Source organism: Paenibacillus paeoniae (assembly GCF_003388735.1).
Taxonomy (GTDB): domain Bacteria; phylum Bacillota; class Bacilli; order Paenibacillales; family Paenibacillaceae; genus Pristimantibacillus; species Pristimantibacillus paeoniae.
The window spans coordinates 63,427-84,929 of record NZ_QUBQ01000005.1 but is presented as its reverse complement, the minus strand read 5'-3'; the positions used below and the strand labels follow the sequence as shown (position 1 = coordinate 84,929).

Genomic DNA, 21,503 nt, shown 5'->3' with positions numbered 1-21,503 from the left:
TACTATTGACCATACGAAAACGAAGCAAAGGATGGTTGCCATGTCCGATTTCAACGGCCGGGACGATCTGGCAGATCGCCGCCGGAACAAGCTGAAGGTGCTGCAATTCGACAAGGACGGCAAAGATTTGATTGAAACCGAAAAACCTAAGGAAACGTTCCATGATGTGGGCGGCCTGGACGCTGTAAAGAAGAAAATCCGCATGAATTTCATTCTCCCGCTCCAGCAGCCTGAGCTATTCGCAGCTTACGGCAAGGAAGCTGGCGGCAGTCTGCTGCTCTATGGCCCTCCCGGCTGCGGGAAGACATTCCTCGCCCGTGCGATTGCCGGAGAGATTGACGCAAATTTTCTGCATATTGAGCTGCAGGCCATCTTGTCCATGTACGTAGGCCAAAGCGAAAGCAACTTGCATGATCTATTCGAGAGGGCGCGCGACAATAAGCCTTGCGTTATTTTTATCGACGAGCTTGACGCTATGGGCGGCAGCCGCAACAATATGCGCCAGCATCACGACCGCATGCTCGTGAATCAGCTGCTGCTAGAACTGGACGGCCTGCAATCGTTCAACGATGGCGTATTTGTCATCGGAGCGACGAATACCCCGTGGTATTTGGACCCCGCCTTGCGCAGACCCGGACGGTTCAACCATTTGATCTTCGTGCCGCCGCCTGAGGAAGCCGAGCGGGAGACCATTCTTAATCTTAAGCTTGCTGGCAAGCCGATCGATAGGCTTGAGCTGTCACGGATCGCCAAAGATACACGACACTTCTCCGGCGCTGATCTGGAGCAAATCGTCAAGGATGCGGTTGAGGGTGCTCTGGAGCGAACGCTTGAATTGGCCGAAATCCAGCCTATTACGCAAGAGGATATGCGGAAATCTGCGAACGGGCGGAAAGCGACAACGCTGGAATGGTTCGCCACTGCCAAAAACTACGCGACCTTTAGCGATATTAATCAAGATTACCAACACGTGCTTGATTATATGAAAACGAACGGATTGAAATAATCCATAACTTTCAGGGACATGAGGTTATGCTTATGATAGAAAGAGATCATTCTCAGCACTACTACCCCAGAATTTATCAACTGATGGAATGGAAGAGATACGAGGAAGCGCAGAAAGAAGTTATGAATCTACTGCGGGAACTGCCTGAAGACCCTGAGGCACATGCTATCGCAGGACAAATCTGTTTGCGCCTGAACAAACGAGATGAGGCGCTGCATTGGTCTCAGGAGGCGATTCGTCTGGATCCGGACAACGCGCTGGGCTGGTTTGTGCGCACTTGCGCCCTCTATGAGGCGGAAAAATGGAGGGCTCTTGATGAATCGCTAGAGAACGCGCAGCGCATCGACCCCTACGAGCCTTTCTATTACTTCCTGCGCGCCAATATATGCAACCAGAAGAACCATTTTAACGAGGCTAGGGATCATCTGCTTAAGGGCCTCCAGATTAGCCCGCATAACGCGCTCTACCTCGCCACATTAAGTTATACAGAAGCGCTGCTCAACCATGTGAACGAATCACGTGCGCTTGCAAGGGAAGCTCTTAGACAAGAAGTAGAATCCGATCAGGTATATCTGTATTTGGGGTGGGCTGCTGAGCGGAGAAGCGATTACGATGATCAACTGCTCATGCTGAAGAATGCCATTCAGTTGGACCCGGACAACAAGCAGATTCGTGAGGAATACTTGGAGGCGCTTCAGAAGGGCTACAAAGTCTATCGGATATTGCTTGCGCCTACCAACCTGCTTAAGCGTATGAAGCCCTGGCAAATTTTCTTGAGCTGGATGGTTGCGGCTCTGCTTTTCAGGCCGCTTATTATCTTGTTTATCGTGCTCTATATCCTCACGCACTGGTCCACCAAGCTTCTCGTTCATGTGAAGGTATTCGGATGGACGCGCCGCAGATAACGGTCCGAGCGATAAAAGTCCGCTAAGACTCGCTGTCTATAATCATCTCCAGTGCCCGAAGGATACAGCTGTATACCGCTAGTTCGGCCATGAACTCATACCCGGCTCGATCACAACCCGACTCCAGGTGTTCATGGATTATCTACAGAAAGTCTGATAGAGTGTGTGGTTATATACGTAAATGGATTCAACAGGGCTGTCCTCACAGCTCTGTTTTTTTGAGCCTATTCCAGCGCGCTACATTCCCATCCATTGACAATTATTGAGATTTTGTTTATTGTTTTTACTATGGTAAATTTTTTTTCCTCAGGGAAACATTATAGATTGCGAGGTGGCCGAAATGCCCAAAGCTGCTATTGAACATCCCTTATTCGAGCAATTGATTGCGTTTCGAACAACCTATCCCAAACAAACGATTTCTCATGACAGATTACAGTGGAAATATCATATAAGCGGCAAGGGAAAACAAGCGTTGCTGCTTTTGCCAGGCGGACTTGGGAGCGGCGAAGCATTTTTTTCGCATTTTATGGAGCTGTCGAGCCGCTATACGGTAATCGCTCCTTACTATGGCAAAGCAGAGCATATCGAACAGTTGTCGGATGGAATCATTGCGATTATGGAGCATGAAAATATAGAGTCGTTCCATGTGCTGGGCCAGTCCTTCGGCGGGCTTGTTGCACAAGCTCTGCTGTCGAAGGTTCCACACCGGATAGACAGGATGATATTATCCCATACGACTAGCGCATCACCTGAACCCGCCTCCATTTCTAGTCAAAAACGTATCGTTCGTATTCGCAATCTAATGCGCATTGTCAAAATGGTTCCTCGTTCCATGTTCATCACCGTATCCCGAAACAAAATTCAGAAACATTTTCGCTCAATGCCGGCTGGTGAAGGTGCCTTCTGGCTATGGTACTTCGAAGAGCTGATCCGCAGTCAACCGAAACAGGAGCATCTTGCGATCTATCAATGTATGCTGAATTTGGATAAAAAACCTCTTCCCCCGCCAAGTCAAACCTTCGATCAAAGCAATATACTCGTCATCGATTCGCCTGCTGACGCATCCTTTTCAGGGGAGGAACGAGATTCGGTACGCCTGCAATTCCCAGAGGCAGATTATTTGCGATTTAAGCATGCCGGCCATCTCAGCATTATTACGGAGCGAAAAATGTATATGAGAGAAATCCGCAAGTTTTTACTCACTTAAACAAATTCAGCCTCCAACGCGACTATATAAGCCGCATTGGAGGCTTGCTGCGTTTCTCCTAGGACATTAAGGCGTTGAAACCGACTTAGGGAGCGCTCTGAGTGTCCTGTCATGACATTAAGACGTTGAAACCGACTTAGGGAGCGCTCTGAGCGTCCTATCATGACATTAAGGCGTTGAAACCGACTTAGAGAGCGCTCTGAGCGTCCTATCATGACATTAAAGCGTTGAAACCGACTTACAGAGCGCTCTGAGCGTCCTATCATGACATTAAGACGTTGAAACCGACTTAGAGAGCGCTCTGAGCGTCCTATCATGACATTAAGGCGTTGAAACCGACTTAGGAAGCGCTCTGAGCGTCCTATCATGACATTAAGGCGTTGAAACCGACTTAGAGAGCGCTCTGAGCGTCCTTTCATGACATTAAGACGTTGAAACCGACTTAGGGAGCGCTCTGAGCGTCCTATCAGGACATTAAGGCGTTGAAACCGACTTAGGGAGCGCTCTGACCATTTAAGCGTTTCTGGCAACGTTATTTTGCCTGTTGCTACGTTTCTGGCTATTTAGTCTATTAATCCCCACAGGGACATTCCCCTGCCAGGACTGTCCTCCGCGCCTGCTCGAAAATGCTCTGAAATGCGATCTAGCTCTCTTCATCTGCCCACTTGCGCTATTGTGCCGATTGCTGCCCATGTTGTGACAACACCTTATATTCATGTTCCAAAATGGAATACAGATACGAGTCATGCCATTTGTCCTTGTGAAACATATGCTCTCGCAGATGCCCTTCATAGGACATGCCTAGCTTGCGCATAACGGTTGCGGAACCGACATTCCCTGGGCGGCAGGTTGCATAGATTCGATGGAGCCCTAACTCGCGAAACCCATAATGCAGCAAGGCAGAAGCTGCCTCGGTCGCATAACCTTGTCCCCAATACTGCCTGTTATAGCAGTAACCAATCTCGCCTTGCGACATCAGCATGACATAAAGACCCGTGCCGCCGATCAGCTTTCCGCTTTCCTTCAATGTCACGGCGAGCTCGTATCCCTCCCTAGGGCGTCGCTCCTGCATAGTGATCATTTGCTCAATAAAGCTTCTGGTATCCGCCACTGAGTTTGGTCCCCAAATCATATGGGTCGTGACAACTGGGTCAGATGCATATTCATGTACAGCTTCCATATCCTCATGAGTAAACTCCCGAATGATCAATCGTTCAGTTTCCAGTTGCATGTTGCCGCCCCCCTTTATTGTGCCGTTCCTCTAAACTTCAACCTGCTGCTGTGTTGCTAGAACTATAATTCCGAATACTTCTTCCACATCAGTCTAGCATCACGTTGCCTCTAAAACACCAACTCCCTCCCACACACCAAAACTGCAACACGATACCTCTAAAGTTCCGTTCATCTCTTACAAATCAATCCAAAAGCGTTTCAATACCTCACCGTTGTCTGTCGTTCTCTGTGAGTCCTGTACGCCGCCCGCCCGGCGAATCGTTCGCTCCGATGCCTCATTATCTTGATCGCATACCAACAGTACACGCTCGATTCCCATCGCTTTCGTTACCTTTAACGCCTCAGCTAGCTGTGCAGTCGCATATCCTCTGCCGCGACGCGAGGGCCGAATGCCATAGCCAATATGTCCGCCGCTCTCCAAAAGCTTCTGATTGAGTCGATGACGGATATTGACCGCTCCAACTACCTCATCTTCTTCGTTGATAAGCCAATAAGTCGAATGTGGAACAAAGTCGTCATTCGTCAATTTCTCCTCGCTGTCCGCAGCATACAGGAATGCCACATAAGCTTCAAAGTCATGCGGATCGTTTTCCGCTACCCAGGGCACAATTGCTTCTACTCCCTCCGTCAGCCAATCTTCATAAAATTCCAAATAAGCTTCACGGTATTCCAACGACGGCTTAACCAACCTCACTTCACCCATTTGGCATCCCCCTATATCTGACTAAAAACTATATAATGGAAAATATTATATCGATACAGCTTCAGTAATGCAATATAATAAAGAACCGGATGCGATCCTACACAATCGAATGGATCCAATAGGAATATTCGATGCTTACCAATTAACGAGAATAAAACATCCACACAGCCTGAGGGCAGAATGGATGTCTTATTCAAAAATATAACTAGTCCATATAGCGGGAGGCTTGCAAATTAAACATCTCGGAATACAAACTGTTTAACCTTAACAACTCCTCATGTGTCCCTTCTTCCACGATCTCTCCATTATCCAGTACTATAACCACTCACCCACAAATAAAGACTCTTCATAAATATGAGCAATACTAGATCCCAAGTTGGCTATGCTAGAGAACTAGAAAATTTTCTGAATTTGCATTTATACCTTCAATTAGTATTGATATTTCTTCCCACGCTTGTTCAAAAGTAACCTGTTTATTTCTCACCCGATTAAACTGGCGATCGATTTCTTGTGAAACGTTATAAGCTAGTTCTGGATCAAGCACTTCTACTATTCTAGCGGATGGTGACAATGCCGGTGCTGGGATAGAAGAGTCTGGCTTAAGCGCATCTAATGAAAAGGTTCCAAGTTCCAGATCGTCAAGATAGGTAGGAAAACCTACAAATTCTTGCCAATAGAAGCTCATCGTCGATCCAATGTTGGCTAGATCGGGAACCGATTTTTCGCTTAACAAATACTCTACTAACTCCCATGCCTGTTCTTCTTGTTCACTTGCATCACTAATAGCAATATTAACTGTTTTAATATATGGATTATAAAGTGCACCGTTAGGACTCTGTGGAATTGAAGCTGCCTGCCATCCAAAAGAAGTCTCTGGGTTTGCCAATAGCGAATACATAGTAGAAGCGTTGCCTATATAGAATACGAGATTATTCCAATTTCTCGGACCGGAATTTTCTTCTACTTTTCGGAGAATTGAGCTTGCTTCATCATTTAACATGTTTTCGGCTATTGCTTTTAATTCTAAATTCCATACTAGGCGACCACCATCACTACGTCTGTTTAAGCCGTTGTATTGCGCAATTTCAGTAAGTAGATTATTCCATGAAGTTGTACCTTGAATTTCATATCCCATTACGGTTGAGTCAGCTCTCTTGATTTGTTGTGAGATCTCACGTACTTGATCCCAAGTGATTTGTGAATCATTAAAAAGAATATTATGATCCTGAAGTAAGTTTTGATTAATAAAGAGAACTTCGCGGTCAAAGGTAGGGGAGATATAATAAGCGGGTCGATTTGATGGAATCATTTGACTTTGGATGTCATTTAGATGAACTTCATTTTTTTGGATTAATGTATTCATATCAACAAGCTGAATGTCTTTCCAATAAAAATCGGGATTAAAGTTAAAATAGATATCCGCTTGCTCTTGCTGCAGCAGCTCAGTAATGCGTTCTGTATAATTGGCAGTAGGTGAAGCTTCTTTATTTACTTGCTCAATAATACCGATTACCTCATAGCTAATATGGGGAAATTCTTTTTTAAGAATCTCTTCAAATCTACTAAACTCATTTTTATATGCAGTAATGACTTTTATCGTTAATGGCTCCTTATTTTTGGGAGGACCAACTATTGAACACCCGCTTAGTATACTGAATACAAGCACAGCAATAGCTACTAACTTATATTTCTTACCCATTAACACACCCCACCATTGATATATTTCGAGCTTCTTTCTTATAAAGAACAACCTTAAATGTTAAGCACTATATTGACTTCATCTATTGGTCGCATGATACTAAATTTACAATTATATGTAAACAAATCCGCTGAATATATAGAAAACCAAACTTCAATGAATTCGAAGTAAAAATGAGACATTCCACATGACCTTTTGTCATTGAAATGTCTCACTTGTCCGTTCGTATGATTATTCAACCACTACCGTATCTATATTGCCGGCTTCTTCTTGCATTTGTTTTTCATATCGCTCTTGCCACATCTTCTGAATTTCCTCATCTGTCATGGACTCCTGGGCTAACAATTCCTCACCCTTCGTCTGCAAGATAGAGAGTACTTCATCCACGGACTTTTTACCGTCCTGAATTTCCTTTAATTCCTCTTCCATGAAGTTATAGAACATCATATTAAATTGCTTCGGAAGTTTCTCATATTCTTTATAATCCATAGAAGGTTTCACTGGCTTTAACTTGTAAAATGCTTCATAGTTATGACCTTCGTCATCCTTAATATATTTCGTGTGGATGGAGAAGCCGTTGTTGTAGGTCAGCTTAGATTTCACGCGAGCGTGTTCTTCACTGGAGATATAAGAGATAAACTTCCATGCCGCATCAGCGTTCGGCGAATCCTTGGAGATGGAGAAAATGTTGTTGTACCAAGTGCTTCTGCTAACATCAGGATTTTGTGCGCTGACTGGAATCGTAACCATATCCCAATCCTTTATGACTTTTCCCTCTTCCTTGCTGTAGCTCTCCGCAGCTTCCTTCATTTCACGGATGTAATAGCTGCCGTCGAGTGTCATGGCTACCCGGTTGGTCGTGAATGGATTGCGCAGCAAGTAATCGTTATATCCACTCGAAAAGCTCATCATATTGTTGTTTTGCGCTTCGAAATACAGAGCCTCGGACTTAATCGCGTCATAAGCAGTCTGTATCGCGTTTTTCCACCCAGCTGTATTAATCGTCATTGTTTTTGTTGCTGGATTAACATAACTCAGACCCTCTGAACCTGCAATCGAATTTGCAAGCTCGCTCAGACCGCCGCTATAGCCGGCCTTCAGGCCATAAATGCGATCTTCTTTCTCTCCATCAATCGGGAATTGTTTAGCCAACTGGAGAACTTCATCCCATGTCATCTTGTCTGTTGGATACGAAATATTATATTTGTCGAACAAAGATTTGTTATAGAAGAGTACTTGGCTGCTGAAGCCGGAAGGCAGACCGTACAATTGACCTCCGCCCAATTCCTTCATATAGTCGATCATACCAGGCACTAAGTTTTCGGTATCAAATTTGTCTCTTACGATATAAGCGTCCAAGTCAGTGAACTTGCCTTCTAGCGCGAATTCCTCGTACTGGAGCATATCGAGCATAAGAATATCCGGCTTTTCTTTTTCAATTAATTCCTTTTTGGCCTTCTCAAAATCAAACTCTTCGCCATCCTCACTCGTATTGTTGCCGCGATAGAGGCTCTGCATGGTCACGACGGAAATCTCAATCTCCGGATAGATAGTGCTGAACAGCATACCGTATTCCTGGTAGAAGCTGTTCTCATCATGATACATCACTTTCAACGCCTGAGGCGTATTAGAGCTCTCCTCTTTACCGCCAAAGCTGCAGCCCGCCAGAAGTGTCGTCACAAGCGCGACAGAAGCTGCCTTTTTGATCCACTTTTTCATTTCTTTTTACCTCTCCCCGCTTTTTTTATAACTCCCATGAAATCCAATATGTACCATAGACTATACGTTTATCTAGACAAAAAAGTTGCAATTCCCATCCATTTTCCATACATTTTTTGATAAGAGTCACACGAACCATCACTTTCAAGGTCAAAAAAAGGAGACATCCCTTTTGGCTGTTGGCCATCGAAATGTCTCACTTGTCATCTAATCCTTTATTCTACAATTACCGTTTCACCTGCTGCCTCTTGCATTTGCTTCACTTGGTCAGCGTTGCGTTCTTCCCACAACTTATTAAGTTCCTCATCCGTCATCGACTCCTGAGCAAGCAGTTCTTCGCCTTTCGTATGAAGGGCTGCTAGCGCCTCTTCCACGGACTTGTTGCCATCCTGAACGGCTTTGAATTCCTCTTCCATATAAGAATACATCATGCCGAATTGCTTCGGAAGCTTGTTCATTTCATTGTAGTCTATCGTTGGTTTTGCCGGCTTGAGTTTATAGAAAGCTTCATAATTGTGACCCTCTTCATCCTTGATGTACTTCGTATGGATCGAGAAACCATTGTTGTACGTGAGCTTCGACTTCACGCGCGCATGTTCTTCGCTGGAGATGTAGGCAATAAACTTCCAAGCCGCATCAGCGTTCGTCGATTCCTTCGTAATAGCAAAAATGTTATTATACCCAGTGCTTGTGCTTTGATCCGGCATTTGCGGACTGACCGGGATCGTCACGATATCCCAATCCTTCACGATTTTTCCTTCTTCCTTGCTATAATACTCGGCTGCTTCTTTCATCTGGCGGATGTAATAACTGCCGTCAATTGTCATCGCAACACGGTTGCTTGTGAATGGATTACGCAGTAAATAATCGTTGTAGTCGCCCGACCAGCCCATATTATTTTGCTCGTCAAAATAAAGCGTTTCGGACTTAATCGCATCATAAGCGGTTTGTACTGCATTTTTCCATCCCGCGGAATTGATCGTCATCGTCTTGGTTGCCGGGTTGACATAGCTCAGTCCTTCGGAATTAGCCATCATTTGCGCCAGCTCGCTCAGGCTGCCGCTGTAGCCGGCTTTCAGCCCATAGATACGATCTTCCTTCGTTCCATCGGTCGGGAACTGTCTGGCCAACTGAATAACCTCGCTCCAAGTCATGCTATCCGTCGGATAAGGAATATTAAATTTGTCGAAAAGCGTTTTGTTGTAGAACAAGACTTGGCTGTTGAAGCCGGAAGGTAGACCGTACAGCTGGCCGCCGCCCAATTGCTTCATATAATCGACCATGCCCGGCACGAGACCGGCCGTGTCGAACTTGTCCTTGGCGATATAGGATTCGAGATCGATGAACTTGCCTTCCTGCGCCATCTTCTCGTACTCGTTCATTTCAATCATAACGATGTCAGGCTTTTCTTTATCGATGAGATCCTGCTTAGCCTTCTCGTAGTCAACCTCTTCGCCATTCTCGCCCGTATTGTTGCGATAAATGCTCTGTGTCGATACAACAGAAATATCGATGTTCGGATAAAGCGTGCTGAACAGCATTCCGTACTCCTGGAAGAAGCTGCCCTCATCGTAATACATTACTTTGAGCGCTTGCGGCGTATTCGAGATCTCCTCTTTGCCGCCCAAGCTGCAGCCCGCAAGAATCGTCGTTACCAGCACGACCGAAGCTGCTTTTTTAAACCAGTTTTTCATTTCCTCTTCTCTCCCCTTCTACTTTCTGACTCCCATCAGATCTCATATGTATCATAGTGACTATATGCTTTTATGGGCAATAAAGTTGCATGTGCTATGAATTCCCCATGCCCCATCTAGTCTCCATCCCCTCTTAACTATAAACGGAAAAACGATTTTAGTTGTAAATATGTTGTAAATATTTTCTTAAACTTTCTTAAGAAGCGACTGCAACATAGAAAAAGAACCGGTTACTTGAACCAGCCCTTCTCTTTGAACCTCGTTATAGCCTCAATTCGGTTGCTCACGCCAAGCTTGTCCAGAATGACGGAAATGTAATTGCGCACCGTTCCCGTTGTCAGAAAGAGCTCACTTGCAATCTCCTTCGTATTTTTCCCGTCCGCAACAAGCTCAAGCACTTCCTTCTCCCTTTCCGTAAGCGGATTATCGGAGCTGCCGCCATAAGCCTCGTCCATCAGCTCAGATGCATAAATTCTGCGGCCGGACATAACGCTTCTGATCGAGCTTGCCAGCTCTTCGCTGGGACTGTCCTTCAGCAGATAGCCGCTTACGCCAGCCTTGATCGCTCTTTCGAAATAGCCGGTGCGCGCGAAGGTTGTCAGGATGATGACCTTGCATGCTCCTTTCATCTCTTCCGCCGCTTCCAGTCCGCTCTTCAGCGGCATCTCGATATCCATGATGCATATATCCGGCTTCTGCTTCTCGACCAGCGCGATCGCCTCTTCGCCATTCGACGCCCGGCCGACCACCTTCATATCATCTTCCAGATCCAGCAGAGAAGCCAGCGCGCCGAGCAGCATGCGTTGATCTTCCGCTATAACGATCGTAATCATTCGCTAAGCTCCTCCTTCGTTGGGCGCTTCACGACATGCGGCACCGTGATGTTAAGCTCAGTCCCTCTATCGGATCGCAATGTCATACTTCCGTTTACGAACTCCAGCCGTTCCTTCATTCCGCGAAGTCCATTGCCTCTATAATACCCAGGACGCACCGCCATCCCCACACCGTCGTCCGATACCGTCACCGTAAAGTCGGTTGGCGTGGATCTGAACGTAATGATGCAACGCTGCGCCTTACTATGCTTGACAACGTTCGTCACCGCTTCCTTCATGCACATACAAAGCACATTCTCCGTCAATAGATTCGTATCGTTCAAACGATAATCGCCTTCAATACGAAGCTCAATATCCGCCGCAGCCAGAATTTGCGTTACTCGGTACAACTCCTCGTCGAGCCGGGCTCCTCTCATCTGAGTAACCATCTCGCGTACTTCCTTAAGCGCGGTACGAGCCGTCTGTTGAACATCGCGAATCTCGGCTTGGGCACGAAGCGGATTTTTGTGAACCAGCTTTCCTGCCAGATCGCTTTTCAGTCCGATAAGAGACAGCTTCTGCCCCAGCGTGTCGTGCAGGTCGCGGGCGATACGCTGCCGCTCCTCCGTCTTCACAAGTTCCGCAATTCGCTTGTTCGCATCCTCCAGCTGGCCTTCCAGCTGTCCCTGCTTCTTCTGGTTATACGTATTGAACGGAAGCAGAATGACGACAATCAGGCTGATTAGTATAAATGGAAACTGTGTGAAAAACAGTTGGTTTTGCGTAGCAAAGCCGTAATTGACGGTAATGAACGTACTCGCCAAATGGATGGCATATAGGGTGAAAAATCCTGCCCGGCTTTGAATATTGCCGATAAAAAAAGCCAGAAAAATAGAGAAGTACACATAACTGAACAATAACGTCATCGCGATAGAAATAATGATCTGTACACTGGTCCAGAAATAGACAAGCCATCCTTTGGATACAAAGGACAGCCGGTAGCATACAAAGAACAAAATAATCATGACGATGCCGGAGACAACCTCCGGCGTCGATGATGAACGGAATATAAAGTAAAACGGCAAGATACAAAAGACGACCCATACATAAGGGCTCAGCCCTGTATTACGATGAAAGATTTGATACCACTTATTCATCAGCGACCATCCCTCTGCCCCGCGACTCATTCCGCCTAGTTTTGCGTTTATTGTAGCATACTCCTCGCTAGCTTGCCTTGCTCGGATTGCCCGCGGACGTTGCGCCGCCTAAAGGGGATGGCTGACGAAGGCGATCCTTCACCGCCTTGAAGCTCACGAACCGTTTGCCTTCTTCGTCCCACAGACGGAATTTCAACGACTCCAGACTTTGGCGGATTGTAATCGTCGTCGCTTTGTGCAGCGGCGGTACCGCATCATGCGCGGTCTCCAAGTAATAGTTTGGAACTTTCGGGCTAAGATGATGCACATGGTGGAAGCCAATATTGCCAGTCAGCCATTGGAATAGCTTAGGCAGCTTGTAGTAAGAACTGCCGTCTACCGCTGCTTTCACATAGCTCCATTCTTCCTCATGCTCAAAGTATGAATCCTCGAATTGATGCTGCACGTAGAACAGCCATACGCCTAGCACGCCAGACAGATAGAAGATAGGTCCTTGCACCAACACGAACGCTTGCCAGCCAATCGCCCAGCACATAAGGGCGTATACAGCAACGATGAGCACATTCATCAGATACGTATTCATACGTTCCTTGCGGCGGGCACCTTTGCGATTGAAGCGGTATTGGAACAGGAATACAAAGATTGGTCCTAGACCAAACATGATGAACGGGTTACGATAAATCCGGTAAGCGAGCTTCTGCTTCCAAGATGACGCAGCATACTCCTCCACCGTTAAAATCCACAAATCGCCTACGCCTCGTTTGTCGAGGTTACTACTTGTTGCATGGTGGATAGCATGGGCATTTTTCCACTGCTGGTAAGGAACTAGCGTAAGCACGCCGGTTATGATACCCATGATGTCGTTGGCACGCTTGCTCTTGAAGAACGAGCCGTGGCAGCAATCATGGAAAATAATAAAGGCTCGAATGACGAAAAATGATGTGGCAACAACAAACACCAGCGTCAGCCAATAGGATATGGATAAGCTCCAATAAGCGCCGTACCATAGAACGGCTAAGGGAAGCAGCGTATTGAACAATTGCCTTATGCTAACGTTAAGTTCGGAATGTTCGTAAGGGGCTACGCTTTTTTTCAATTGCATTTGTTTGGGTTCAGACATGCTGACGTCCTCCTCGAATTTCCATAGAGCGAGAGGAACTAGCCATCCCCGGCTCTTGCTTACTCTATTGTAGGGTAATGACCGTATCTGCTCCTAGTCATAAACGTCAAGTCGCCTATATGACAAATGTCATATAGGCGACTTGCGCATCATGTATGGATACAAGAGAATAAGGCCTGCTATGTATAAGAATACCGCCACAAATGCGGGAAGAAGATGCATAAAATCAACGTAGCCGATTCCGTAATGAACAGATAGCCCGGCATAGAATCCCGGCGCCCCTCCAATCAAGAGCGTCCACCATAACCAGCGTTCGCCTTCGCCAATTCCCCATAGGGCAATGATGAGAATTGCAATGGCATCACATAGCAGCGCGCCTCCGAAGCCTGCCCGGTCATGAGCAATCAGTGAGATTAGCTTCGGATTCACATCATTCAGTTGATCCGGCGTAGTTCCGAGAAAGGCCAAATCCGCCTTCACGAATACATCCGTAATTCCGACACCGGCGATGGCGAGACCGCCTGCAGTAAGCGCAAACCCTAATGCTACGAAACACAGCTGACCCCACATCGCCAGCTTCCAAGCTCTATCGTTGCGCAGATTGACCCGTTTTCGGCTCGGTCTGTCGGTATGACCTCTGAGCGAGAAGATAAACATCGGAAGAAGAATAGCGGCTGCGAGCGCGTGAAGCGGATCGAAATAGCCATAGCCCAAATAAAGAAAAAAGCTGGAGAAGCCGACTGCGCAAGAGGTGACAATAGCCGTTCGCGCCCAATGCTGCCCATATCTCAAGCCGTACTTCGCTAGCTGGTAATAGAGAATACCAATGGAAATCATTGTTCCCGCCAGCGTAATCCGGTCATGAGACATAAAGTGGAGCAAGTTATGGTTCACATGATGAATCTCGTCAATCGACATCCCGAGAAATCGGGTGTCGTAGGAGAGCAGTACATCCGTGGCCCCGATCCACCAAGCTAGTAGTCCGCCAATAATCATGCCTATGCCGAGGAGACACATCCAGCCCCAATTGCGCCAGAAAGGAATTGGGGCTGGCGGCGGTTTATCACGAACAGTCTCATAGATGATCGCTTCATTAATCCGCTTGGGCAAGCCGGGACCGGAATACACCAGCCCGCTGTGCAGCATAATCAGATCGGCTCCCGCCTCCAACAACTGCAGTGCGTCTAGCGGCTCATGAACGCCTCCGCCCGCCTTGATCGTGACAGCATCTCCCATCCGATCACGCAGAAGCCTTGTCTTGTCAAGCGTTGCCGCCAATCCTTTCTTGCCCACGACGGCTTCCCTTGCCGAGTCTTCATTCATCGCAGCTTCGGCTGCCGTTTCACTGAACTTAGACGCATATGCTACACGCTCAACTCCGATTTGATCCAGCCATGCTTCTCCAATGACAGCCCCTTGCCATCTGACTTCCTTCGTACCATTCCATAATTCAAGCAACCGATCTTCGGACAGCGATAACGGTACGTATAGAAATAACGGAAGGTCCACGGTATCCTGAAGCCTGGATAAGCTCTCTCCTATCCTCAGAACCTGATCCCATGACCGATTGCCCGAAGCTACATCCATATAAAACCCGGCAGCTCCCGCCTTAGCCAGCTTATCCATCATCTCGCTTAACTGCTCTATCGCTTCATCGGTCGATGCATCAGGCAACGCCGTCAGACGCGCGAACTGGGGGAGCTTATGCTCCCTTCGCGTCAACCGCTCTGCTATAGCGGTCAGCCCGTCATTCTCGAAGTAATCAGGATAATAAATCATCTCGCTAGCGCTATCGTTTCGTATCTTGCTGTCACTCCGAATTGCGGTTATCGTTACGGGCCCAAACTCCATGAACCCTGGACCGAACTGGGCAAGCGCCTTATGGGCCACCCCCGAGGGATCAACGCCCCCCGATATTCCGATAGGCGAAAGAAGCGTCAAGCCCGCAGCTTGACGCTCCAATAACGGTGACAGCTCCATATGACCGAGCGTACGAATGACGAAAGAACCGCCAGGCAGGCGGCTAATTGCACCCATCGCACCCAACGTGATCGATCGGCTGACGCGAGCGGGCAACCGGAATAGCAACGGGCGGAATATCGTTTGATAGGACCAATCCGGCATAGCGTTCAGGTCTCCCCTTCCTTAAGCATGTACCGTTATCTCTTCATGTCCATCCAGACTAAATCGCCCAAGCTCCCTTACGGAAGACAGGCACAACCGTACCATCGGCTTGAATGCCGTCAATATCCATCTCGGCAGAGCCGATCATGAAGTCGTTATGCGTAATACTGGAGTTGACGCCATGGACCTCAAGCTCCTCCGGCGACATCGTTTTGCCGCCTTCCACGTTGAACGCATAGCCGCTGCCGATGGCCAAGTGGTTGGACGCATTCTCGTCGAAGAGTGTATTGTAGAACAGGATGCCCGACTGGGAAATAGGCGACTCATGCGGCACAAGTGCGACCTCGCCCAAGTATTTCGCTCCATCGTCCACATCGACCAGCTTCTTCAGAATCTCTTCGCCTTCCTCGGCTTCTGCCTGCACGACTCGGCCGTTCTCGAACGTCAGCTTGAAACGATCGATAATATTGCCGCCGTAGCTAAGCGGCTTCGTGCTGGATACGTAGCCATTTGTGCCCGTCTTCAGCGGCACGGTGAATACTTCCTCAGTCGGCATATTCGCCATAAAGGAGAAGCCCTTTTCGTTCGTGCTGCCTGCCGCTACCCAGAGATGCTTCTCGTGCAATTCTACCGTCAGGTCTGTACCTGGCGCTGTATAATGCAGCTTCTGGAAGCGATGCGAGTTCAGCGTCTCCGCCTTCTCATGTAGCGTATCATTGTGCTTCACCCATGCTTGCACCGGATCAGCGTCATGCAGACGGACGGAATCGAAGATCGCCTTCCACAAAAGGTCCACCGCTTCGCCCTCGGATACGTCCGGGAACACTTTTTTCGCCCATTCTGCACCTGCTGCAGCTACAACCGTCCAGCTCACCTTATCGGATTGGATCGCTCTGCGGAACTCGCGCAGGCCTAGACCGGAAGCCTTCTGGAAAGCGGAGATGCGATCTGACGAAATGCCTTTCAGCAGATCGGGGCTGGATGCCGTAATCGAGATGAACGCCGCCCCGCGATTCACGAAGTCATTGCGCTTGGCCGACTCCCATTCCGGGAAATGGCTGAATACGTTATCCGACGCCTTTTCGTATTTCAGACGGGACAATTCGTCATCAACCCATTCCACGTGTACGTTGGAAGCACCAGCTTCATAAGCTTTGGCAGCGATTAGGCGCACGAGCGGCGCGATCTCGATGGAAGCTCCGTTGACGTATACCTCTTGGCCCTGCTGAATGTTAACGCCGGTGCGAACGATCAGCTCGGCATATTTCTGGAAATACTGCTCCATGTTTGTGCTCATATGTACATCTCCTCTATCTTCAAATGATGGATCAGGCATACGCCTATCCGCAATTTATGCACGGTTCCAGTATACCACTCGGAGCGCCTCGATTTCATCTATGACCATCTTCCGTAATTCAGCAGGCTCCAGCGCTTCCATACCCGCTCCATAGCTCATCATAATCTGGCATGCAGACTCCAGCGTCTCGAATTCTACGTCGGCTTTTGTCCAGCCTTCTGCGTCTTTCTCTGCTTCCGGGCGCACAGAGAGGACATACCTCTCCGACTCCAGTCGGCGCATGAGGTTCGGCTTAAGCCTGATCACCGCAGGGTAACGCGGCAGCTGAACCTTGAATTCCGCTAAGGAACGCTCCCAGTATGCCGCAAGATTGAATGATTCCGGCGGACGGAACCCACCCAGAAGAAGCTCCGCTGACCTGAACCGCGATATGCGGAAGGTACGAATCTCTTCCTCTTCCGTCCATGCTACGACGTACCAGACATTGCGCTTCGCAACAAGGCCAAGCGGCCTTAGTACGCGGTCGGTGACAGCTCCATCACGCTCGTAGGCGATGCGAAGCTCCCTCTCCTCCCACACAGCCTCCTGCACAATCGGCAAGAGAGGATGCTGCTCCTTGCCGTACTTCTCCGCATGCCAGCCGGCTCCGTCGATATGAATTTTACTGCGGACCAGCTCAGCGTTCCTCCTCGCCGTATCCGTAGTAGCTGCAAGAAGCTTGCGAAGCCCTGCTTCCAGCGACTGCCGCTGCCCCAGATCGCTCAGCGCCTCGCCTTGGCTCGACAGCAGCAAAGCCGTAAGCTCGTCGGAGTGAAGCCCCGTCAGGCTGGATCGGTACCCTTCCGTCAGCAGCCAGCCGCCTTGCGGTCCGCGCTCCGCGTACACGGGAACGCCCGCACCGCTTAGCTCCTCCATGTCGCGCAGAACCGTCCGCTCCGTCACCTCCAGACGCTCCGCAAGCTGTTTTGATGTCAGCTTCCCCTCGGACTGCAGCAGCAATACGATGGAGACCAGCCTTCCTGCACGCATGATCATCACCTCTATCCCAGATTATTTAGCTGCTACCATCTTATCATGTTTATATGACAAAGGATGTCGTATATGAGCCGTTGTACTGGGTGACCTATTCATCTCGCAACTGCTATGTCAGAAGAATTGAAGTCGTACGGGGTGTCGGCTGTCGCCATAACACCAGGTTTCCTCCGCTTCGAGGAGATGCTGGAGCATTACGGCGTAACAGAAGCCAATTGGCGGGACGCCGTAACCAGCGACTTGCCGAATGCGGAGCACTTAGGGCAGTCGGAGACGCCGCGCTTTATCGGCCGCGGCATCGCTGCGCTAGCTGCCGATGCCGATGCCGATTATGCTTCGAAGAATGGCTCCGCGCTGGCAAGCTGGGACTGGTCGGACCTGTATGGATTCCAGGACGTCGATGGCAGTTCTCCGCCTTGGGGACGTTTTGCCAAGAAACATGGCTTTCTATAAGCGGGTTATCCATTCACGATTTCTCCGCCGTTAATATGAAGAATCTGGCCTGTCATATAACTGGAATCATCGCAGGCCAGATAGACATAAGCCGCTGCCAGCTCATGAGGCTGGCCGGGCCTTCCCATCGGCGTGTCCGAGCCGAACGTCGATACCGCCTGCGGATCGAACGACGCCGGAATAAGCGGCGTCCAGATCGGCCCGGGCGCAACGCCATTGACGCGGATGCCCCCTCCCGCAAGGTTGGCCGCCAATGCCCGAGTGAACGAGACGACTGCTCCCTTCGTCGAGGAGTAGTCGATCAGCGTCGGGTTGCCTTTGTACGCTGTAATCGAAGCGGTGTTAATGATCGTTCCGCCTTGCTTGAGGTGCGGCATAGCCGCAATCGTGACATGGAACATACCGAATACGTTCGTGCGGAAGGTCGCTTCGAGCTGCCTCGGCGTAATATCCTCCAGCTTCTGGCGCACATGCTGCTCCGCCGCGTTGTTCACCAGAATGTCCAGCTTGCCGTAAGCTTCAATAGCCGCGCGGATAAGCCCTTGCCCGAATGTCTCCGAACCGATATCTCCCGCAACCAGCTTGCATTTCGCTCCATGTTGCTCCGCGATCTCCTTGGTCCGTTTCGCATCCACATGCTCGTCCTTATAAGCAATAACAAGCGATGCCCCTTCCTTCGCGTAGGCGACAGCGACCGCCCTGCCTATGCCGCTGTCTCCGCCTGTAATGACCGCCACTTTCCCCTTCAGCTTACCTGCTGCCTTATACTGATCCGTCTCGAAGATCGGAACCGGATTCATTTCTGATTCAATGCCGGGCTGCCTCTCCTGATTTTGCGGCGGGAAGATTTGTTTCTTTTTATCCGAATTCGCCATAGTGATCTACCCCTTTACTTCGTAATGTGATAAAAAATTTCGTCCATCTCGCGTCTGAGCAGCCGCTCGATCTCCGCCTGCTCGCCAGCGCTTAACGAATCCTTCGCATACCCGAACAAGTAGTTGTTGAGATCGAATTGTTTCAGCCTGCATTTCGTATGGAACGTGTTCTCCTGATAGATGTTCACGTCGATCATGTCGTACAGCTTGCTCTGCTCCTTCGGGATATAATTTTGGATCGAATTGATCTCATGGTCGATGAACAGCTTGTTGCCGTAGATGTCCCGGGTGAAGCCGCGCACTCTGTAGTCGATCATCATGATGTCCGTGTCAAAGGAATGGATCAGATAACGCAGCGCCTTCAGCGGAGAAATCTCGCCGCAGGTCGATACGTCGATATCCGCACGGAACGTGCTAATTCCCTCGCTAGGATGGTATTCGGGGTACGTATGCACCGTAATATGGCTCTTGTCGAGCGCCATCACAACCGTGGACGGCAGCGGTCCCGGCGTCTCCTCGAACGTGTCGATCGGCACTTCCACGACTGGTCCCTCCGACACGAGAAGCGTCACACTAGCTCCTTGCGGTACATAATCCTGCTTGGCCGTATTCAGCACATGGGCGCCGATGATATCCGCCACATGATTCAGAATCGACGTCAGCCGATCTGAATTGTATTGCTCGTCGATATAAGCGATGTATGCCTCCCGCTCTTCCTTCGTCTTGGTATAGCAAATATCGTACATGTTGAAGCTCAGCGATTTTGTCAGATTGTTGAAGCCATGCAGCTGTATCCGCTGCTCCGGCGTTAGATTCACTTGGGAGCACCTCTTTTCCATTCCTACTATTTCCTTTTACCCCTCTGCCAATTCCATGAATCTGCTTTCGGCTATTCCCTGCTATTCCGCCCATATCAAAAAGACATCCGCCTTATTGCCCGTTTAAGGGAACAAGGGGATGTCTTCTGCATTAGCTTACCTCGTTATTTGGCAACCTCAACTACGATACTTCCAATCAGCTTGCCGTTCATATAAGGCAGCAGCCTCCATTTTCCTGGCTCCGGCAGCATCATCATGGACGGCAGACTGTCGTGGCTGCCCGCAGGCCCATACTCAAAGACAGATAACAACTTATCGCTGCCTTTCCTAACAGCCTTCACTTCAAAATGGCCTGCCTGCGCCAGGTTCCTGTCCATGAAAAACCACATATATTTATTAAAATGGTTGGCGATAAAGCCGTGATTAATGAACCCAATGACATCCGGAATGCCTCTCAGTGTATAACCCTCGCCTCGAAAGGTAGGCGAAAGCGACCAGTCCGGCTCCGCTACCCCCAGTACCACGTCCGCATAATGCTCACCGTCGAGGCTGATTTCATAACGCCATAAGCCAGGCAGCGGCAAGGCAAAGCTGGCCGTATAGCGTTCGAGCCCCGCATAACCGGGACTAGGCTCCTCCACCATCATCGGCTCCACTGCAGTTTGACTCTGACCAGAAGGCAGATGCACCGCCTCGATGGAAAGCTCCTTACCCGCCAAACTACTGAATGGCGCGGCAAAGCGAAAGATGTATCCGGCCGGAGCTCCCGCTCTTAGCTCGGGATCAGGGAACACCTCCATAATCAGCCCTCCGTTATCATAATACGCATGACGAGCCTCGGGCCCCTCCCCTTCTCCCTGCCAGAGCGATAAGCGGTCCGAGATAAAAAACAACGCGACTCCCATGAGCGCTATGGAGGCCAGCAAAGCCACCCGGAACATTCGGTTACGTCCCTTGGTTTCTCCCCTCAACCCTTGCCTCACTTTACTCTTCAGATTGTTTGTGAAATGAGATTGATAAAAGGGTGATTCCTTCAGACCAGCCTCCCAGTTTCCATTGCCACTATCCATCGTCCTTGCCCCCTTCCTGTTTCTCTCTCAGCAATTCGGACATTTTCTTCTTCGCCCGGAACAGTCTGGACTTGACCGTCCCCTCCGACAAATCGAGCGTCGCGGCGATCTCATCCATCTTCATTTGATAGTGGTACGCAAGCAGCAGCACTTCCCTGTGCTTCCTTGGCAGCTTTATCACGGTCTCCCAAACCTCCCGGGATGCTATCCGCTCGAAAACCACTTGTTCAGCAGAAGCCGTCGAGCCTTCTGCTCTATAAGCTCCCATCAGAACAGTCCTTCGTATAAACGCATTTCTCAAGTATTTCAATGATTGGTTGCGGGTAATGCTCAGCAGCCAGCTCTTCACGCTCGCCTCTCCTCGGAACGTGTACATTCGGTTATACGCGATCAGAAACACATCTTGGGCGATATCATCCGCAGCGTCACGACGGCGCGTAAGAAAATAAGCGAAGTTCCAAATATCCTCGCCGAATTCCGTCATCATATCCTCCAGCACAGCAGAACGGTCGAAGCCCGGCGTCAGATGATGCAAGTAATGCTTCTCCACACTTTTCACCTCTAAGAATAAGACCCCTC

Annotated in this window: 19 protein-coding genes; 4 read left to right on the top strand and 15 right to left on the bottom strand. The window is 49.1% G+C overall.

Annotated features, from left to right (window positions below):
• Positions 1-40 precede the first annotated feature (40 nt).
• From DX130_RS20735 to DX130_RS20725, 3 genes are all read left to right on the top strand, one after another.
• A complete protein-coding gene (locus DX130_RS20735) occupies positions 41-1,006 on the top strand; it encodes an ATP-binding protein (RefSeq protein WP_116048655.1) in 966 nt (321 codons plus the stop codon).
• A 32-nt stretch (positions 1,007-1,038) separates the two neighbouring features.
• Entirely contained in the window at positions 1,039-1,911 is an 873-nt protein-coding gene (locus tag DX130_RS20730) for a tetratricopeptide repeat protein (RefSeq protein WP_165861388.1), read from the top strand.
• Positions 1,912-2,251: 340 nt separating this feature from the next.
• Positions 2,252-3,118 (top strand): alpha/beta fold hydrolase, encoded by an 867-nt coding sequence (locus DX130_RS20725; protein WP_116048652.1) that lies wholly within the window; start codon positions 2,252-2,254, stop codon positions 3,116-3,118.
• Between the two features lie 670 nt (positions 3,119-3,788).
• Here the strand turns inward: DX130_RS20725 and DX130_RS20720 are convergent.
• The 11 genes from DX130_RS20720 to DX130_RS20670 form a co-directional block, all read right to left on the bottom strand.
• Positions 3,789-4,349 carry a GNAT family N-acetyltransferase gene (locus DX130_RS20720; protein WP_116048650.1) on the bottom strand — a complete coding sequence of 187 codons (561 nt, stop codon included), beginning with the start codon at positions 4,347-4,349 and terminating at the stop codon, positions 3,789-3,791.
• A 177-nt stretch (positions 4,350-4,526) separates the two neighbouring features.
• Positions 4,527-5,054, bottom strand: coding sequence for a GNAT family N-acetyltransferase (locus DX130_RS20715; RefSeq protein ID WP_116048648.1), 528 nt, complete (start codon positions 5,052-5,054; stop codon positions 4,527-4,529).
• Positions 5,055-5,439: 385 nt separating this feature from the next.
• Positions 5,440-6,753: an ABC transporter substrate-binding protein gene (locus DX130_RS20710; protein WP_116048646.1), complete on the bottom strand. Its 1,314-nt coding sequence runs from the start codon at positions 6,751-6,753 to the stop codon at positions 5,440-5,442.
• Positions 6,754-6,984: 231 nt separating this feature from the next.
• On the bottom strand, positions 6,985-8,472 hold the full coding sequence (locus DX130_RS20705; RefSeq protein ID WP_116048644.1) for an ABC transporter substrate-binding protein: 1,488 nt from the start codon (positions 8,470-8,472) through the stop codon (positions 6,985-6,987).
• A gap of 215 nt (positions 8,473-8,687) precedes the next feature.
• Positions 8,688-10,166, bottom strand: a complete 1,479-nt coding sequence (locus DX130_RS20700; protein WP_116048642.1) for an ABC transporter substrate-binding protein — start codon at positions 10,164-10,166, stop codon at positions 8,688-8,690.
• A gap of 230 nt (positions 10,167-10,396) precedes the next feature.
• Entirely contained in the window at positions 10,397-10,999 is a 603-nt protein-coding gene (locus tag DX130_RS20695; RefSeq protein ID WP_116048640.1) for a response regulator transcription factor, read from the bottom strand.
• Positions 10,996-12,135, bottom strand: a complete 1,140-nt coding sequence (locus DX130_RS20690; protein WP_116049022.1) for a sensor histidine kinase — start codon at positions 12,133-12,135, stop codon at positions 10,996-10,998. Before DX130_RS20690 ends, DX130_RS20695 begins: the two co-directional genes overlap by 4 nt.
• A gap of 67 nt (positions 12,136-12,202) precedes the next feature.
• Positions 12,203-13,255, bottom strand: a complete 1,053-nt coding sequence (desA, locus tag DX130_RS20685; protein WP_116048638.1) for a Delta(5) desaturase DesA — start codon at positions 13,253-13,255, stop codon at positions 12,203-12,205.
• 129 nt (positions 13,256-13,384) lie between these two features.
• Complete coding sequence (locus DX130_RS20680) at positions 13,385-15,379, bottom strand: dihydroorotate dehydrogenase (protein WP_116048636.1); 1,995 nt, start codon at positions 15,377-15,379, stop codon at positions 13,385-13,387.
• Between the two features lie 58 nt (positions 15,380-15,437).
• Complete coding sequence (locus DX130_RS20675; RefSeq protein WP_116048634.1) at positions 15,438-16,676, bottom strand: aminopeptidase; 1,239 nt, start codon at positions 16,674-16,676, stop codon at positions 15,438-15,440.
• Between the two features lie 54 nt (positions 16,677-16,730).
• On the bottom strand, positions 16,731-17,705 hold the full coding sequence (locus DX130_RS20670) for a helix-turn-helix transcriptional regulator (RefSeq protein ID WP_116048632.1): 975 nt from the start codon (positions 17,703-17,705) through the stop codon (positions 16,731-16,733).
• Between the two features lie 126 nt (positions 17,706-17,831).
• Here DX130_RS20670 and DX130_RS20665 point away from each other — a divergent pair, with 126 nt between their 5' ends.
• Positions 17,832-18,161, top strand: coding sequence for an SDR family oxidoreductase (locus DX130_RS20665; protein ID WP_165861387.1), 330 nt, complete (start codon positions 17,832-17,834; stop codon positions 18,159-18,161).
• Positions 18,162-18,166: 5 nt separating this feature from the next.
• Here the strand turns inward: DX130_RS20665 and DX130_RS20660 are convergent, their stop codons facing one another.
• The 4 genes from DX130_RS20660 to DX130_RS20645 all read right to left on the bottom strand — a co-directional run bounded on the left by DX130_RS20660 (position 18,167) and on the right by DX130_RS20645 (position 21,474).
• Positions 18,167-19,036, bottom strand: a complete 870-nt coding sequence (locus DX130_RS20660; protein ID WP_116048629.1) for an SDR family oxidoreductase — start codon at positions 19,034-19,036, stop codon at positions 18,167-18,169.
• A 14-nt stretch (positions 19,037-19,050) separates the two neighbouring features.
• The gene (speD, locus tag DX130_RS20655) at positions 19,051-19,854 is read right to left on the bottom strand and encodes an adenosylmethionine decarboxylase (RefSeq protein WP_116048628.1); all 804 of its coding nucleotides are present in this window, start codon (positions 19,852-19,854) and stop codon (positions 19,051-19,053) included.
• Positions 19,855-20,018: 164 nt separating this feature from the next.
• A complete protein-coding gene (locus DX130_RS20650; RefSeq protein WP_116048626.1) occupies positions 20,019-20,924 on the bottom strand; it encodes a hypothetical protein in 906 nt (301 codons plus the stop codon).
• Complete coding sequence (locus DX130_RS20645; protein ID WP_116048624.1) at positions 20,917-21,474, bottom strand: RNA polymerase sigma factor; 558 nt, start codon at positions 21,472-21,474, stop codon at positions 20,917-20,919. Before DX130_RS20645 ends, DX130_RS20650 begins: the two co-directional genes overlap by 8 nt.
• Positions 21,475-21,503: the final 29 nt, after the last annotated feature.